We start from the raw sequence: 18,091 nt of genomic DNA, 5'->3' as shown, positions 1-18,091 counted from the left end.
ATCAATCAGGAGATGATACTTTACCTGCCTTACTCGCAAGCCTGCACAATTTTTTGAAGGGTAACTACAAAAGTAGGAGAGCAAGAGAATAAAAGTGACGCAAAGGTACATCAAATATTTGGTAGTGCAGCAGTTAAAGTGGTGCAAACATTCAAATACTTATTAATAATAAGTAATTATCTTGCATACATTATGAACGACGGACCTATCGTACTGGCGGAAGAGCCAAACAGCCGTCATACATTGTATGCGGTAGTAGAGCAGGATGAGCGGACTGCCTACTTTTATCTTTATCCTGCAGAATTACAAAGCAGGAAGTATAAAATGCGGGCCTGCTGGCTGCGTAATCTTAAACCAGGCCCCCTTAAGCGAGACAGCGAAGCAATGGTGAATGGTATGGCTCCCATGCTGCAGGCCTCCCTCTGCAACCATCCCGGCGGAAAAGAACCTCTGCAGGCAGAACGCCTGTCTATAGTATGGTTCCCGGAAGAAGACGGAGCTGCTGTGCTGTATGACGGGGACGTTCTTGGCGTAATACCAGGCTGGAGCCTCTACGAAGACGAACCGGTGGCCTATGCAGCAGATTGTACTGAAGCCGACGCTAACGGACTGGTATTCCCCCTGGGAGAAAGAGGCAGAAATGAACAGTATGAGCGTGTGGCAGAAGCAGTTAGCTTCAGACGCATGTGGGAAGATACTACAGAGCCCCAGTGGACGCCCATTCAGCAGAATTTCATCAATACATACGAGCGGTACTTCGGCAAGATGCTGCAATATTTTGCCATCGATAATAACCAATGGCCCCCTATGGCATTGGGTAAATTCGAAAAAGATAATATCATTTACTTCCTGACAATGGGAGTGAGCATCCGCCCCATGCCCTGGGTATCCCACCTGTATAGCAACAATGCCCCTGCTTATCGTAGAATGGAACTGGCACTGGCCGTCAGCAAACTGGATTATACAGAAGATGAGATCAAGAAAATGGCAGAAGGACTTTCTGTCATTGCCGACATCCCCTGGAGGCATATCAGCTGGCTGGGAGAAGGACATACCATCGGCTCCGCCAAACTGCCCGCGCCTTTTGAAAGCCTGGTACTGTCTTCCGCCCTGTATACAGGAGAAAGCATTGAATTACCCGAGATGTACGGAGACAAAGTGAACCTTTTCTGGGCCAGCCCGGTAACACTGGCAGAAAGAGAGTTTGCACACCGCAAAGCGAATGGAGGATATGAGTTGCTGGAGAAAATGATCGAAGAAGATATTACACATATTGTAAAAAGAAGGCAGGAAATTATATAATGAATGTTCGGAAAAATTATTCAGAGGGCGTACCAGTTTTGGTACGCCCTTTTGCTTTCCACGGTTAAGAACAGCAGAAAATGCCCTTTTTGCAGTAATTTTGCGGCTTCCGGAACAATATGGTCAAGATCGATAATATCATACTGCCTGATTTTCCTTTATTACTGGCGCCCATGGAAGACGTGAGCGATCCGCCTTTCCGTGTGGTATGCAAAGAGAACGGGGCCGACCTCATGTATACAGAGTTTATCTCCAGTGAAGGTCTGGTAGGCGATACAGACAAATGCCGGAGACGCCTGGAGATCTATGGCGAAGAAAGACCGGTAGGAGTACAGATCTTTGGCGGCGACGAAGGAAAACTCTCCATGGCTGCCAGGATAGTAGATATGACCAGACCTGACCTGCTGGATATCAACTTTGGCTGCCCCATTAAAGGAATCGTCAGCAGGGGGGCCGGATCAGGGGTATTGAAGAATGTAGACCTGATGGTAAGGCTCACCGCCGCCTGCGTAAAGGCCACCAACCTGCCGGTTACCGTAAAAACCAGGCTGGGATGGGACGAAGACACCAAAAATATAGAAGAAGTAGCAGAACGCCTGCAGGACGTGGGAATCAAAGCCCTGGCCATCCACGGCCGTACCCGCTGCCAGATGTATAAAGGCACAGCCAACTGGGAGCTGATCGCCAAAGTAAAGAATAACCCCGGAATACATATTCCCATCTTCGGTAACGGAGATATTGACAGCCCGCAGAAAGCACTGGAGTATAAGAACCGCTACGGAGTAGATGGCATCATGATAGGACGGGCTGCAATAGGCTATCCCTGGCTTTTCCGGGAAGTAAAACACTATATGCAGACTGGAGAATTACTGCCCGCCCCCACTCTGGCAGAGCGTATTGCGGTATGTAAACGGCAGCTTGAAAAATCGCTGGAATGGCGCGGACCGGTAGCCGGTGCCTACGCCATGAGAAAGCACTACTTCACATACCTCAAAGGACTGCCTGATTTCAAGGCTTTCCGCAGCAAGCTGGCCACTCCCACAGATCCGCAGGAAATAATTGCCGCGCTGGATGAAGTACAGCTTGCCTATGACGGATTCCAGTTTGAACAACAGCCCATTGAGCTGATCAATTATCACGAAAATTGCTCTTTATAGTGCCGGCCGGAGGCCGGTATACACCTCCTGCACAAAAAAACGCTTTTACCTCCGGCAAAAGCGTTTTTTTGTGCAGTTTTTATCTACAATTTCTTCTTCAGCCTGATCACATTGATAGAATAAGGTGGCGCCTGCCACTCTTTCCGGAAGTCTATGACACTGATGCCGGGAACATATGCCGCCGGTGCATTAAAAGAATTTTCTGCCTCAGTACTACCTGCCTTTAATGTAGTGACCACAGCTTCATCGGCCACCCCGTCTATCTGAAAGATAGCTGGTACTGGTATATCATAACCATTCACTATTTTAATAACAACATCCCCGTTCACATCTTTCCCCGCAATGGCAAAGAACTGTTGCGGCGGTTCATACGTCATGATCAGCTGATTATCCAGGTAACAATCCACTTTCTCTTTTCCTACTTCCAGCCGTATATCATACCACCTGCCGGTTTCCACAGGCTTTATCCTCTTCTGGTTAGTAATATCCACTACATTATACCCTTGGGTCACGCTCTCAAAAACGCAATTACTGTTGTACCAGGAGCCTATATGCGCTCTTTTGTAAGTGTTTGAGTCAATGACAGCAAAGGGAATGGTAAAGGCGTTAATTCCACCTGTTTTACGCGCTTTCAGGGTAAGCGTATAAGTATCGAACGAATGGCCCTTTAACATGGCCAGCAACTGAGCGCCTTCTGCTGTCTGCGCCAGGCTGCTGCCAGATACGTTCCATTTACCACGAGGAAAGGTCCAGTCGCCCGTTCTGTTCTCATACAACACCTTATTACTGCTGGTTACTTTAATATCCTTGTATTCCGCCTGTGTATCCCATGTACCCAGTCCTATACCTCCGCTGAAAGCAGGAGCGGGATTACTGTCTTTCAGAATGTTAACAGAAGTCGGGTAGTTGACAGCCGCTTTATTTTCCGACAGCATTTTTATTGCATAGTAAGAAATGCGGGCAAAAGACCTGGAGGCATCATAGTGAATAAGGTTTACCGGCCAGTCCACATCATTCTCGTTGACCAGCAGGGGAGCATAGGAAGACATTTTCACCAGGTCAGCATTCTTTTCCATACTGAGAATATAAATGGCATCGCTAAGGGCAGCCCTCATATTGCCGGCGCCCACACCTGCATTGGTAGCATATTCTCCTACATACATATCCCAGCGCCCCCTCTTATATTTATCGAAGTGATCGAAATTTCGCACACTCCAGAACGCATCTTTATAGGCATGCTCATCCACCATATCTACTTTTTTCATACTGTCCAGCGTATGTTTGTTCACATCTCCAATACCCATGCTGGCCATGATGGTGATATCAGGATAACGTTGATGGATGGCATCATAAAAGACATTGTAACGTTTAGCGTAACGGGGGCCATGCTGCTCGTTCCCTACCTCCACATATTTCAGCGGGAAAGGCGCCGGATGACCGTTCTCCGCCCTAACTCTGCCCCAGGTAGAGGTAACCGGGCCAATAGCATACTCTATAGCGTCCAGCGCATTCTGAATGTAAGGAGCGATACTGTCATCCGGTACAAATGTACCGCTGCGGTATTCACATGAAACACCGGCATTGAAAACAAAGAGTGCATCTGCATGAACATCTTCACAGAACTGCAGATATTCATGATAACCTAAACCATCACTGCTCCAATATCCCCAGGGACTGAAAGTACCGGGTCTTTTTTCCACCGGGCCTATCGTATTTTTCCAGTTGGGAGCACTTTCTATAGTAATACCTTCTACAAAACAACCTCCCGGCCAGCGTATAAAAGATGGACGAAGACTGTCTATCAGGGAAGCTATATCATTTCTCAGGCCATTAACGCGGCCTTTGAATGTCTTTGCAGGAAAGAGGGACACAAAGTCCAGCCAGCATGTGCCGCCGCTGCCAAAAGATAATACCAGCTTAGCTTTAGGATCAGATTGCGCAGGTACAAGCTGACAGCTGTATTTCTTCCACAATGGATGACGGGTGCCGGTAAAAGTATGAGAAGCAAGTATCTTATTGTCTGCTGTTTGCAGGGAAACAGTAAGAGGACCCTTGAAATTGTTATCTGTACGAAGATAGAAAGACAGATTATAAACATCTCCGGCTATAGCGTTCATACCCCAGAAGCCTTCATTCACAATCGCCGCCCTGCCTTTTTCTTCTGCCTTGCTGATGCTTATCTGCAAGGAATTGGGCGTTGCTTCGTTTAATGGACGACGTTGGGTAAGCTGTAACTGCATAGTGGCATTGCCGGACGTCTCCATATGCCATGCTGGCCATTGGCTGTTATAAGGCCATTCCAGCTTCCAGTCAGAGGGTTGCGGCTGCAGCATAAAATGTGGTTTGGAAGGAGTGGGCACAAGAAAACCGTTTTCCAGTTTTGTACCTGCCGGAATACGGCTCTCTTCAAAACCCCTGTTCTGCACCATTTCAGCGTATAAACCACCTTCTCCCGCATGACTGATCTCTTCAAAGAATATCCCATGCAAAGTGGCGGGAACAACGGCTGCCGTTTCTGCTGTATTTACAGTGATCACGGCCTTTTGCTGTGAGTGGCCGGAAAGACTGTACAGCATACAGGGAAGAATAAGAACAGATAATTTATTCATCAGCAGTAGAATTATTTCGTTTTCAATAATAACACCCCATGAGGGGGTATGCGTGCTTTATAGCCTTCTTTGATCAGCTCCAGATCTTTCTGTGTCCACAGGTTCCTCACTCTTTGCGCTGCCGGTAGCCCCAGGGCCTTCCAGCTGATGGCAATGTCCCTGTACTTTGTGTCCATGTTGAAGATACCAATCGCTTTACTGCCGTCAGCCAGTTCTTTTACCCATACCTGTTGCTGCGGAGTGTAGATGATACGCCGTGCCTGTTTACCCAGCGTATCCTGGTCAACCGCCAGTACTTCATCGTTTGTAAGAAGGTTAAGGGTGAACGCATCCAGCTTACTGATATCGCAACCTATAAGAAGGGGGGCGGAAAGCAGGCACCAGAGACTTACATGCGTATATTGTTCATCCGGCGTCAGCCGCGTAGGATGCAGGCTTTCACCCCAGCCTACCTGGCCCACTATCATCATGTCCGGATCATTCCATTTCCCCGGGCCAGCCCAGGGATATAAAGCATGTTGATGAAACCCGATGTCATAAAGACTTTGCCAGGTGTCCTCAATATCTTCTGTTGTACGCCAGCTCTGAGCATCTGTTGACGGTCCCCACTGCCATACCTGCTTCATTCCATACTGGCAAAGGTTATATACAATGTCCCTGTTATGACGGCGAAGCGCCTGTTGCATAACAAAGAAAGGTTTTTTGTAAGCTGCAGTGGTGGTGTCATTCAACACTACCTGGTCATAGCTGCACCAGTCATATTTCAGATAGTCAACACCCCATTGTGCATACAGGGCAGCGTCCTGTTCCTCATACCCCAGAGAGCCCAGGTAACCGCCACAGGTGATAGTGCCGGGAGAAGAATATATTCCGAACTTCAGGCCATGTGTATGTAGCCAGTCGCCCAGTCCTTTTATATCCGGGAACTTATTATTAGGCAGCAATTTACCGCTGGTAGTACGTTGCGCTGCCTGCCAGCCGTCGTCAATATTGATGTAAGACCAGCCATGGCCTGCCAGCCCTTTATCCAGCAACGCTTGCGCAGAGCTTTTTACTTTTTCTTCACTTACACTGAGCCCCCAGCAATTCCAGCTGTTCCAACCCATAGGAGGGGTGAGGGAAAGCAGGCTGCCAGCCTTGACAAGGAAAGATTGCCTGGCAGCGCCATATTTATTGTTGACAGTAAGTTGAATGGTGTAATTACCTTTAAGGGAGATGATGCCCGTCAGGATACCGGTGCCGGTATCAAGGACTACTCCTTCAGGAAGACCTGTGGCATGATAGGTAAGCGGAGCCTTACCAGTGGCCGCTATCCGGAAAAGCAACGGGTGGCCGGGCCTCACACCCAAAACAGGTGCATTGTTAATACGCGGTGCGTCGGGAGTAGGAGGTGTGAGCAGGTAAGGTAGGGAGAGGGTATCAGTTATCTGTAAACCAGTACCTGTTTCTGTAAAACGGTAATTGCAGCGTATACCGTCTTTATGTGGTGTATTGACCCATACCTGTTTTTCACCGAAGGGAGACAATTGTAGGTTTATGCTGTTTGTAGTATATGTTTTACCGCTAGATATATCGTGAATGGTGTATGCAAAGGTACCTTTAATAACAGTGTTAAACCTGTTGATGATCTTAACAGGCATAGCTGCTGTTGCAGGCTCATAGCGAATGCTGTCACTGTTGGTGCGGATAGTAAGACCATCCGTTCTCTCCAGTATATCAATAAAAGGAGAGCCCATAAAAATACCGCCTGTACCACCTCCGTCATATACACGGATAGCCAGCACATTTTCTTTGTCCCAGCGTATGGAAGGATGAGCCACCGGCAAATGATATGACCTGGTATAAGGCCATTTGCTGACATAACCACCTGCATCTTCCGGCAATGAGCCTGTTTGCCCTATCTTTACACCATTCAGGAAAGTCTCGTCCACATCGTTCACATTGGCCAGGAAGATACGCAGACTGTCTTTCCAGTGCGCATTATTCTTCATGGAAGAAGGCAGTATGAAGTGTACCCTGTACCAGGCAAAACCATGATAGTCGGGATATCCCTGTGATTGCCATACCTTTCCGGGAATGATGTTCTTCCATGAACTGTCGTCAAAAGAAGGGCCTTTCCAGCCGGGATCGTCGCCGGTACAGAAGCGGGCGGATGAAATGTGTATGGCGCCTTTGTGCTGACTGATGCCACGGTTACAGAGCAGAAGGATTGGTAAGAAGAATAAAATGTACCGCATGTATGCAAATTACGGCTATCAGTTCCCGGCACATTTACACATTTTGGCAGATGATGAGCAGATTTAAACAAAATAATAATTATTTCATATTGAATTTGTTGCTAAAAACGCTTAAAATAGCTACTTCGCAAAAAATTAACGAGATGGGAATTATCCGTACATGTCTGCTGCCGGTACTTTTGCTGGCAGGCTGTGTAGCAGTAACAGCACAATCAAGAGAAGAAGAAAAAGGAATGCTGATCCGCGGACCTTACCTGCAGGCAGCATCATCCAAAGGTATAACAGTACGCTGGCGTACCGCCACAGCTGCCAGAAGCAGGGTGCACCTGGGAACAACACCGGGAAAATGGGAGAAGGAAGTAAATGATTCAGCAGTGGTAACAGAACATATCGTGTCCCTGGATGGATTACAACCCCATACAAAATATTATTATTCAATAGAGACCTTTACCGGCGTATTACAGGGCGATAGCAGCAATTACTTTTATACCTTGCCGGAAGCAGGAAAAGAAGGTGTATACCGGATAGGCGCTTTCGGAGATTGTGGAAACAACTCCGTAAACCAGCGGAACGTAAAACAATCAGTGCTCAACTACCTGGGCAATAATTATATGGATGCCTGGATACTGCTGGGAGATAATGCCTACAACAGTGGAACAGATGCAGAATATCAATCCAATTTCTTCAATGTTTATAAAAATGATCTGCTGAAACAGGTCCCCGTGTTCCCCTGCCCGGGCAATCATGATTACAATGACAGGGACTTCCCCAACGCAATTGAATACGCACAGCGTACCCACCAGGTATCTTATTATCAGAACTTCACAATGCCGGTTAAAGGAGAAAGCGGTGGTGTACCATCCAATACCCAGGCCTTCTATTCTTTCAATATAGGTAACATTCACTTTCTTTCGCTCGATTCTTACGGCAAGGAAGAACAGCAGTACCGGTTATATGATACAGCTGGTCCGCAGGTACAATGGGTCAAAAAAGACCTGGAAGCCAACCGGAACAGGCAATGGGTAATAGCTTACTGGCATCATCCGCCATATACAATGGGCTCACATAATTCTGATCAGGAACAGGAGCTGATAAAAATCAGGGAGAACTTTATACGCATACTGGAACGTTATGGTGTAGATATGGTATTATGCGGGCATAGTCACGACTATGAGCGTACAAGACTGATTCAGGGACATTATGGCAAGGAAGAGACTTTCAGCGCAGCACAACACAACCTGAGCAATTCTTCCGGTTTGTATGATGGCAGTGAAAACTCCTGCCCTTATGTAAAGGATAGCAGTAATCATGGTACGGTATATGTGCTCAGCGGATCAGCAGGGAAATTGGGCGGTACGCAGCAAAGCTTTCCCCATGCAGCCATGCAATATGCCAATGCAACCGAAGGTGGCGCCTCCCTGCTGGAAGTAAGAGGAAACAGGCTTGACCTGAAATGGATCTGTGCAGATGGTGTGATCAGGGACCATTTCACACTGATGAAAGATGTGAACAGGCAACAGGTCATCACTGCAAAGAAAGGCAGTAATGTAACGCTGACAGCTTCCTATGAAGGAAGTTATGAGTGGAGTGAAGGAAAACAGGCTGGCAGAAGCATTACCGTGAAAGTGCGCGCAGGGAAATCACAATACACGGTACAGGACAAGGAAAGTTGCCTGAAAGATACATTTACAGTTATAGCAGCAAAATAGACTTATGAGGCGTTGGTGGATCATTCCGGGATTGTTGATAACCTTACTGCTGACAGGAGGACTGAGCTCTCCCGGAAAAGATCATGCGCCCATGACCGATGTAGCGATAGCACATTTTAAACGGGTACAGCCTGTATTTGAGCAGAAAGTGCTGCTGTTGCAGGAAAGGATACGGCAACTGAATACAGGAGATCTGCAAACCATACAGAACGCAAAAGAGGCATTGGCAGACTGCCGCATCAGCTACAAACAACTGGCGTTTTTCCTGGAATACTTTTTCCCCGGACAGGCATATGTCTTCAATTCACCCGCTAAATATGAAATAGAAGAGCCTTTTGTGGAATACGAAGAACCGGTAGGTTTTCAGCAGATTGAAGCTCTATTGTATGACACAGCCGTTTTCCGCCATAAAACAGCGCTGGAAGCCCAGGCGGTGGTAATGGCTGAATCAGCCTCCGATCTTCCTTCCCTGCTCTATAATTTTTCCGCAACAGATCATCAGGTAAAAGAAAGCATACGGCAGGAACTGATCCGCGTAATGACATTGTATATCAGCGGCTATGATGCTCCTTTACTGAAAACCGGCATCAGGGAGGCAGCTGCCGCCATGCGGGCAATAGATACCCTGATGGTGGGCGATAGCCTCCACTACTACATGAAGCAAGGGATCGCTTTCCTGGATGCCGGTGCTGATTTCGATTCGTTTGACCGTCTGCATTTCCTCACGGAATATGCCTTACCGTTACAACGGTTAATGGGCGATACCCGTCTTTTCAGCAGGTCATTCCTGGATAGGCAGGCATTTCCGGGAAGCAATAATACTGATACACAACTGGGCAGAATACTTTTTGCAGAGAAACTGCTTTCCGGCAATGGCAGCCGCAGTTGCGCCAGCTGTCACCAGCCATCAGCATTTTTTACGGACGGCGCTATCCGCAATACAGTCCTGGATAGCGACAGCCTCTTACCCCGGCATACTCCCGGGCTACTCTATTCCTGTTACCAATACTCCCAGTTCTGGGATGGGCGTGCCCATAACGTGGATGACCAGGTAATGGCTGTCCTGCATAGCCGGCAGGAAATGAATGCGATAGATGATAGCATACTGGCCCGCTTGCAGCACAAATACAGGCAGCCCTTTTCCATACCACAGGTAACAGGGGCGCTGGCAGCCTACCTTCGTACACTGGCGCCGTTCAGCTCCCCGTTTGACAGGTACATAGAAGGGGATAGGCGGGCAATGACCCCGCAACAGCAGAAAGGATTTAATGTTTTTATGGGGAAAGCGCAATGTGGTACCTGCCATTTCGCTCCGGTGTTTAACGGGTTGATCCCGCCATTATATAACCGCACAGAATTTGAAGTATTGGGAACCCCTGCCAATGAAGATTTCAGGCGCCCGGCAACGGATGCCGACAGAGGCCGGGCTGCATTCTTTCCGATTGAGTTCTATGAAGGGGCCTTTAAAACTCCAACTGCCAGGAATACTTCAGTAACAGCCCCTTATATGCATAATGGCGCATTCAGCAGTATAGATAAGGTGATAGATTTTTATGATAAAGGCGGAGGAGCCGGGTTAGGCATGACCGTACATAACCAGACCCTGTCAGCAGTGCCATTAGGGCTATCTGAAGATGAAAAGAAGGCATTGATAGCGTTTATGGAAGCATTGACAGATAAACTGTAGCCTGCTTTCACAATGTTTCTTTAGCCGTCCGCCGTCCCAATCCCATTATTAAAAAAATCAGCCGTGCGCAGCGCAAAAAGCATCAGTTTTTGAGCAATTTTCTCAAGCGGTACCTCAAGAAGAGAATTTTTACTGATAAACAACCCTTTATATAATCCTTTGAAAGATTAACATTTAAAACTAAATTGCCTCCTATTATTTTTTTAAATAAAGCATAAAGGTTCTATGAACAGTTTCTCCTGGAAAAAGATCATTCCTCATGTGATCGCTATTGCTGTTTTCCTTATTGTGGCACTGGTATATTGCAGTCCTGCGCTTGAAGGCAAAGTATTGCAGCAAACCGATATTGTGCACTGGAAGGGCACAGCGCAGGATGCATTTAATTATAAAGCGCAACATGGGCATTTCCCTTTATGGAACACCCATTCCTTCAGTGGAATGCCTAACTACCTGATAGCGATGGAAGGACACTCGTTGTTGCCCAACCTTCAGAGGCTGATGCAGTTCTACCTGCCCCAGCCCGCAGCAGCTTTTTTCATGGCATGTCTCTGTTTTTATATCCTTTGTATGGCATATAGTATGAACGTATGGGTAGCCATTCTGGGCGCCCTGGGTTTTGCCTATGCCACTTATAATCCTATTATTATTTCGGTAGGTCATGAAACCAAGATGGCTGCCATTTCCTATATGCCCGGACTAATGGCCGGCCTGGTGCTATTATATCGTAAAAGATATGTGATAGGCCTGATGGTCACCGCGCTCTTTGCCACCCTGGAGATCGGCGCCGGGCACCCGCAGGTTACTTACTACCTGCTGATGACCCTGGGTATCATGACGGTCGCTTATATTATCAAGTGGATTGTTGGTCCCAGCTTCAGCAAAATGGACCAGAAAGATAAAACCAGGTTACTGATATCCCTGGCTGTCATTATCCTGCTCGCATTCTGGAGAATAGCCTCCGGCGATGCAAGCCCGCTGTATTATGTATTGCTTGTAATAGTAGCTTTCGTTATCGCCTTCATCTGGATTTTGATAAGAACAAAAGGCCGGAAACGGGATTTTGAGTTCAGGCATATGTTCATTGCCCTGTCCCTGGCCGCACTAGGTGGCCTCATCGGTATTGGCAACTCCGCTCTCAGCCTGCTTACTACTTATGAATACACTAAATACTCTATTCGCGGTAGTAAAGGGATAGATGTGACAGGTGGAGATACCAAACAGGCTCAAACCTCCGGTCTGGATGAAAGCTATGCATTCAGCTACAGCCTCGGAATGGGAGAGGCCCTGGTACTCATGATGCCCAACGCTTATGGTGCAAGTTCTGCACAGCACCTGGACCCTGATTCAAAAGTGATCTCCGCACTCACAGCGAAGAACGTTCCGGAAGGTCCCGCTTCCCAGCTGGCAGCCAATCTGCCAAAATATTGGGGTGGTATCTCACCGTTTACTTCAGGTCCTCCCTACAGCGGTGCACTGATCTGTTTCCTGGCTGTTATTGGGTTTGCTGTCACAAGAGGTGTTTCCAGGTGGTGGATACTGGCAGCTACTGTTTTTACCATCTTTATAGCATGGGGTAGCTATTTCATTGAGTTCAACAAGATCCTGTTCGACTATCTTCCTATGTACAATAAATTCAGGGCGCCTTCCATGGCATTGATCATCCCTCAGCTGTTACTGCCGCTGATGGCCACTATCGGGTTACAGCGCATCTTCTTTGAGCCCGATGGTATGGAAAACCTGAAAAAGAACTTTAAGAACGTATTATATGCAGCCGGCGGCCTGTTTGGCGTAGCACTGCTGGTTTACCTGTTCAATGACTTTTCCGGAAGTATTGACGGACAGATAGTACAGGCATATGCACAGCAGGCTGGCGAAGAGCTGGCTCATACCATCATCAGCGGCATGAAAGAAGACAGGAAAGCAATGTTCATTGCCGGCCTGGGACATGCATTGTGGATAGGCCTGCTGGTGCTCATCGCATTATTCCTTTACCAGCGCAATACTGTTAAACCTACAGTAATACTGGCAGTATTCATTTTCGTGAATATGGCAGACCTGCTGATACAGGCCAACAAATACCTGAACAAAGAGAATTACCAGGACGAGCTGAGCTACCAGTCAAACAACTTCGCATTTACAACGGCAGATCAGCAGATCCTGCAGGACAAAGACGCTCACTACAGGGTCTTAAACCTCGCTTCCGGCGATCCTTTCACAGATGCCGTGACTTCCTACCACCACCGTTCCGTAGGCGGATATCATGCCGCCAAACTGCGCATCTACCAGGATGTCCTGGAAAACCAGTTCTCCCGGAAAGATGGTGGGTTAAATATGAATGTGCTCAACATGCTGGACACACGTTACGTGATCACTCCTTCCAGACAGGAAGGACAGCCTGCAGGAGCTGCCGTACAACGTAACCCGGACGCCCTGGGTGCATGCTGGTTCGTGAAGAATATCAGGTATACCAACGGCCCGGTAGAAACTATTAAATCACTTTCAGATTTCAACCCGAAAGATACCGCGATCGTCGACGCTTCCTTTAAAGCAGCTGCGCCTGAGCCAGTGTTTGACTCTGCTGCCAGCATTAAACTGGTAAGTTATGATAACGACGATATCAAATATGCTACAAACGCCGCCAGCAACCAGTTTGCCGTGTTGAGCGAAGTATATTATCCTGCAGGATGGAACGCCTATATAGACGGAAAGAAAACTGCTTATGCCAGCGCAAACTATATTCTGCGCGGTATATCAGTACCTGCCGGACAGCATACCATAGAATTTAAATTTGAACCAACAGCATTCTATACTGGTCAGAAACTGGTATACATTGCAAATGTGCTGCTGTGGTTGTCCATTGCAGCAAGCATCTTCATTTTCTGGAAACAACAGCGTAAAACGGCATAAGATAGAATAACATGGCCCAACTTAATTTCACAGAAAAGATCATTTTAGAGGATGAACATGTATTGCTTCGTCCCCTGGAAACTACTGACGTTGAATACCTTGGTCCATTTACAATTTCAGAGCCGGATATTTGGAAATACTCTCTGGCCCAACCTGTGGGTATAGAAGGAATGCAGCAGTATATTAACACTGCTGTCAGCGCCAGGGAAGCAGGCAGGGAATATCCCTTCATTGTGTATGATAAAAAACAGCAGGCATACGCCGGCAGTACACGTTTTTATGATATACAGCTGTCCTACAGCACATTACAGCTTGGATACACCTGGTACGGCAAACAGTTCCAGGGAACAGGATTAAATAAGCATTGTAAATTCCTCCTGTTGCAGCTTGCTTTCGAACAGCTGGGAATGGAAAGAGTAGAGTTCAGGGCTGATAATTCAAATGAGAAAAGCATCGCCGCTATGAAAAGCATAGGCTGTACCGTAGAAGGGGTATTACGCAGCCACACACCCAAACATGGCGGCGGCAGAAGAGACTCTATTATACTCAGTATATTGAAAGATGAGTGGCTGGAAGGACTGAAAGATAAATTGCAAACTAAACTTTCCTGACGCCCGTTTAAATTTTTAGCAGACCGCAGGTCTGCCCTCACCTCTAAAAAAAAGTCGATTTTGCCGAAGGCAAAATCGACTTTTTTTTAGCAGTTTCCTCCCCTTAAATAATCCCCAAACTAATAAACTACCAATCTTACTTATTATGAAAAAACATCAAATAACCGTAGCTTTGCCACTATAATTAACCTGGTATCAAATACCTGCTGAGACCCAATAACCTATGTACCTGAAGGCCGGTTACCTATGTCTTTGTCTGTTACTATGTTTCACCTGCACCCATGCCCAGGACATAGTGATACGCAATGCTTCCCTTGAAGGAATGCCGGCACAGTACCGTGCCCCCAGCCAATGGATCGTCACCTCATCCACTCCTGATATCCAGCCCGGTATTACCGGTGTAACCTTTCCACCATCTCACGGCAACAGCTATGTAGGTTTCCGCGGAGGCAGGAACTGGCTGGAAGCTATCTGCCAGCTGCTTACCACACCTATGAAAGCCGGTAACAGGTATACTATCTCATTCGATCTTTCCTTTGCCCGCGGTTATGATACCGCAACCTGTTACGGCGCACTGGCTATTTATGGTGGTCATAAGGTAAACGATACACTTGAACTGCTCTGGCAATCCGGCCCGTTTGATCATATGGAATGGAAACGCTATACCGCTGAATTTACTCCGAAAGGAACATATGAGTATATTGTCTTCGGAGGAGATGTACGGGATGCCTGTGAAACGGCAGATGGTATCGCCCTGGGCATCGATCATTTGTCTGATAGCCTGAAAGAAGTACCGGTGGTAACGCTGGATATACAACATACCTGCCCAAACAGCAACAATGGCGCTATAAAGGTCCTGGCAACAGGCGCCACACAGCCATACCGCTATGAGTGGCTACCAGGAGGATCTACAGCAGACAATATCAGCGGACTGGCGCCCGGCAATTATTCTGTTACGGTATACGCTGCCAACAATGCCAGCGTTAAAAGAGATATCACCATCACCACTACAGATCTTTCCGCTACAGCAGAAGTCGTAACTCCCGGATGCTTCGGAGACAACAGCAACAGCATTATTATGCAACCCAGCGGAGGTTCTTCTCCTTATACCTATTTCATTAACGGAGAGAAAGAAGGACGAATGCAGCCGGAGATAGGTAACCTTTACGCAGGCACATACAATATCATTATGCAGGATGCTCACGGATGCGAGTATAAAATGCCTGCCATAGAGATCAGCGATCCACCGGCACTGATATTGAACGGCCTGGAGGTGAAAAAGATGAGTTGCATAGGAGCTAATGATGCAGCGCTCATTTTCACCGTAAAAGGAGGTACGCCTCCCTACACCTATAGCATACCCGGAAGTGTGAGGCAACCGGACAGTACTATCCGCCAGCTGGCTGCAGGTACGTACAATTATCAAATAACAGACAGCCATGACTGTTATATAACAGGCGCTGAACCTGTACCCGAAAGTGACGCCCGGTGTGCAGTATATGTACCTACTGCATTCAGCCCTGACGGGAATGGACAAAACGATGTGTTCCGTGTAAAGATGTATGATGTGGTGAACAATTTCAGGATGTCCATTTATAACCGCTGGGGACAGCTGGTATATCAGAGCACTGACCCGAAGCAGGGATGGAACGGAGAACGGAAAGGTATAAGGTTAGATCCGGGTACTTATCTGTGGACAATCACCTATGAAGATCATGCTCATCAACCAATGCAGCAGCAGGGAAGCATCCTGCTGATAAGATAAAAGGGGCTGATCTGTCAGCCCCTTTTGTTTATTAATTCAAACCTCTTTCTTCCAGCAGGTATTTTACATCCGGCTCCCTTTTACGGAAAGCCTTGTATAAGGTCATCGGTTCTTCTGTACCCCCTTTCTCCAGTATGTTTGTGCGGAAAGAGGTAGCCGTGTTCTTATCAAAGATGCTGCCCGCTTCCTTAAATGCAGCATAGGCATCGCAATCCAGCACTTCAGACCATATATAGCTGTAATAGCCCGCTGAATAACCACCATAGAAGATATGCTGGAAGTAAGTGCTGCGGTACCTGGGGGCGATCTGCGCAATGAGCCCTATCGCCTGCATCTTCTCCTGTTCAAATGCCAGCGGCTCTACTGCTGCTCCGGCAGGTAGTGTATGATAATCCATATCAAGGAAAGAAGCAGCAAGATATTCTACCGTTGCAAAGCCCTGGTTGAACTTCGAAGCTTCTTTCATTTTGGCGATGAGTGCCGCAGGAACGATCTCGCCCGTTTTATAATGCTTCGCATAAAGCGATAATACCTCCTGCTCAAATGCCCAGTGTTCCATGATCTGGGAAGGAAGCTCTACAAAGTCACGCGGAACGCTGGTACCCGACAACGTTTCATATTTTACCTGTGATAGCAGTCCGTGCAACGCGTGCCCAAATTCATGGAAGAAGGTTTCCGTTTCGTCAGGCGTAAGCAGGGCAGGAGTTCTATCTGTAGGCCGCGAGAAGTTGCATACGATAGAAATTATAGGCGCTACACGTTCCTCTTTATTGAAGGACTGTTTACGGTAAGAGGTCATCCAGGCGCCGCTGCGTTTGGAACTGCGGGGATGGAAGTCCAGGTACAGTATACCCGTCAGCGCCCCGTCCGGACCACTCACTTTATAAGCCAGTACATCTTCATGGTAGACAGGAATATCCTGCAACAGGGAGAAAGTAAGCCCGTACAGTTTGCCGGCTACGGCAAAGATACCGTCACGCACATTTTCCAGCTGAAAATAAGGCCGGAGAGCTTCTTCATCATAATTGTATCTTTTCTTCCTAACCTTATCTGCATAGAAAGCCCAGTCCCACGCTTCCAGCTGCTGTCCGTCATCCATGATCTGCTGCATTTCCTCCGCTTCCCTTCCGGCAATAGGCAATGCTGCCGTCCATAGTTGTTCCAGCAGTTGTTTTGCTCCATCAGGATCTTTTGCCATATTCTCTTCCAGAATAAATGCGGCATGTGAGCTATATCCCAGCAGTGCTGCACGGGATGCCCTCAGGGAGGCTATACGTGCTACAATAGCCTTATTATCACGTTCGTCATCATGATTACAGCGGTTAATATATGCTTTGTACATATGTTCCCGCAACTGCCGCTGTTCGCTGTATTGCAGGAACGGCATTATGCTGGCGTTATGCAGGGTAAAACGCCATTGCCCCTCATGTCCTGCTTCCCTGGCAGAAATAGCGGCTGCATCCCTGAGAGAGTCCGGTAAACCGGCCAGATCTGTTTCCTTACTGATAAGCAGCTCAAAATTGTTGGTCTCCGCCAGCAGGTTCTGTCCAAAACGCACGGTGAGCAGGGAAAGCTCTTTATTGATCTCCCGTAGTGTTGCCTTCTTGTTATCATCAAGCCCGGCGCCACTACGCACAAAGTCCTTATACGTCTTTTCCAGCAGCCGGTACGCTGCCGTATCCAGCTGAAGCTGTTCCCGCCGCTCATAAAGGGTTTGGATCCTGTTGAAGAGGGCTGTGTCCAGGTAAATATCATCATCATGTTGTGCCAGTACAGGCGCCATATCCCGGGCAATATCCTCTATTTCTGCAGAGGTATTGGCCCCCGCCAGGTTGCCGAAAATGGTCCTGATACGGCGCAGGAAGCTGCCGCTGCTTTCAAAGGCTACAATAGTGTTTTCGAAAGAAGGAGCTTCCGAAGATGTATTGATCGCTTTTATATGTTGGTACTGTTCCTGCATAGCCGCTTCATAAGCAGGCTTGAAATGTGCAGGTAATATCTCTTTGAAAGGAGGTGCGCCATAAGGCGTTTTGAATTCCTGTAAAAGTGGATTTATCATCTGATGAAGTAGAAACGGTTTTACCAAAGATAACATATCAGCCCTCAA

General features: G+C 47.5%; 10 protein-coding genes. 7 read left to right on the top strand and 3 right to left on the bottom strand.

The window, feature by feature from the left end; all coding sequences use genetic code 11:
* Positions 1–192 precede the first annotated feature (192 nt).
* Both GO493_RS12870 and dusB read left to right on the top strand, forming a co-directional pair.
* Complete coding sequence (locus GO493_RS12870; protein ID WP_157306586.1) at positions 193–1,302, top strand: suppressor of fused domain protein; 1,110 nt, start codon at positions 193–195, stop codon at positions 1,300–1,302.
* 119 nt (positions 1,303–1,421) lie between these two features.
* Positions 1,422–2,459 (top strand): tRNA dihydrouridine synthase DusB, encoded by a 1,038-nt coding sequence (gene dusB, locus GO493_RS12865; RefSeq protein WP_157306585.1) that lies wholly within the window; start codon positions 1,422–1,424, stop codon positions 2,457–2,459.
* Positions 2,460–2,542: 83 nt separating this feature from the next.
* Here the strand turns inward: dusB and GO493_RS12860 are convergent, their stop codons facing one another.
* Positions 2,543–5,068, bottom strand: coding sequence for an alpha-L-arabinofuranosidase C-terminal domain-containing protein (locus GO493_RS12860; RefSeq protein WP_157306584.1), 2,526 nt, complete (start codon positions 5,066–5,068; stop codon positions 2,543–2,545).
* Positions 5,069–5,079: 11 nt separating this feature from the next.
* Entirely contained in the window at positions 5,080–7,305 is a 2,226-nt protein-coding gene (locus tag GO493_RS12855) for a putative Ig domain-containing protein (RefSeq protein WP_157306583.1), read from the bottom strand.
* A gap of 143 nt (positions 7,306–7,448) precedes the next feature.
* On the opposite strand from GO493_RS12855, the gene GO493_RS12850 reads away from it, so the two are divergent.
* The 5 genes from GO493_RS12850 (at position 7,449) to GO493_RS12830 (ending at position 15,984) form a co-directional block, all read left to right on the top strand.
* Complete coding sequence (locus tag GO493_RS12850; RefSeq protein ID WP_157306582.1) at positions 7,449–9,014, top strand: purple acid phosphatase family protein; 1,566 nt, start codon at positions 7,449–7,451, stop codon at positions 9,012–9,014.
* 4 nt (positions 9,015–9,018) lie between these two features.
* Positions 9,019–10,701, top strand: coding sequence for a cytochrome-c peroxidase (locus GO493_RS12845; protein ID WP_198315702.1), 1,683 nt, complete (start codon positions 9,019–9,021; stop codon positions 10,699–10,701).
* A gap of 225 nt (positions 10,702–10,926) precedes the next feature.
* Positions 10,927–13,608 (top strand): YfhO family protein, encoded by a 2,682-nt coding sequence (locus tag GO493_RS12840; protein ID WP_157306581.1) that lies wholly within the window; start codon positions 10,927–10,929, stop codon positions 13,606–13,608.
* A gap of 11 nt (positions 13,609–13,619) precedes the next feature.
* On the top strand, positions 13,620–14,219 hold the full coding sequence (locus GO493_RS12835; RefSeq protein ID WP_157306580.1) for a GNAT family N-acetyltransferase: 600 nt from the start codon (positions 13,620–13,622) through the stop codon (positions 14,217–14,219).
* 223 nt (positions 14,220–14,442) lie between these two features.
* Complete coding sequence (locus tag GO493_RS12830) at positions 14,443–15,984, top strand: T9SS type B sorting domain-containing protein (RefSeq protein WP_157306579.1); 1,542 nt, start codon at positions 14,443–14,445, stop codon at positions 15,982–15,984.
* Between the two features lie 31 nt (positions 15,985–16,015).
* On the opposite strand, the gene GO493_RS12825 is transcribed toward GO493_RS12830, so the two are convergent.
* Positions 16,016–18,043, bottom strand: a complete 2,028-nt coding sequence (locus GO493_RS12825; protein ID WP_232538831.1) for a M3 family metallopeptidase — start codon at positions 18,041–18,043, stop codon at positions 16,016–16,018.
* Between the last annotated feature and the right edge of the window lie 48 nt (positions 18,044–18,091).

This window comes from Chitinophaga tropicalis (assembly GCF_009758205.1).
Taxonomy (GTDB): domain Bacteria; phylum Bacteroidota; class Bacteroidia; order Chitinophagales; family Chitinophagaceae; genus Chitinophaga; species Chitinophaga tropicalis.
Note: the sequence above shows the minus strand (reverse complement) of the source record. Positions and strands in the feature narration are given on the sequence as shown.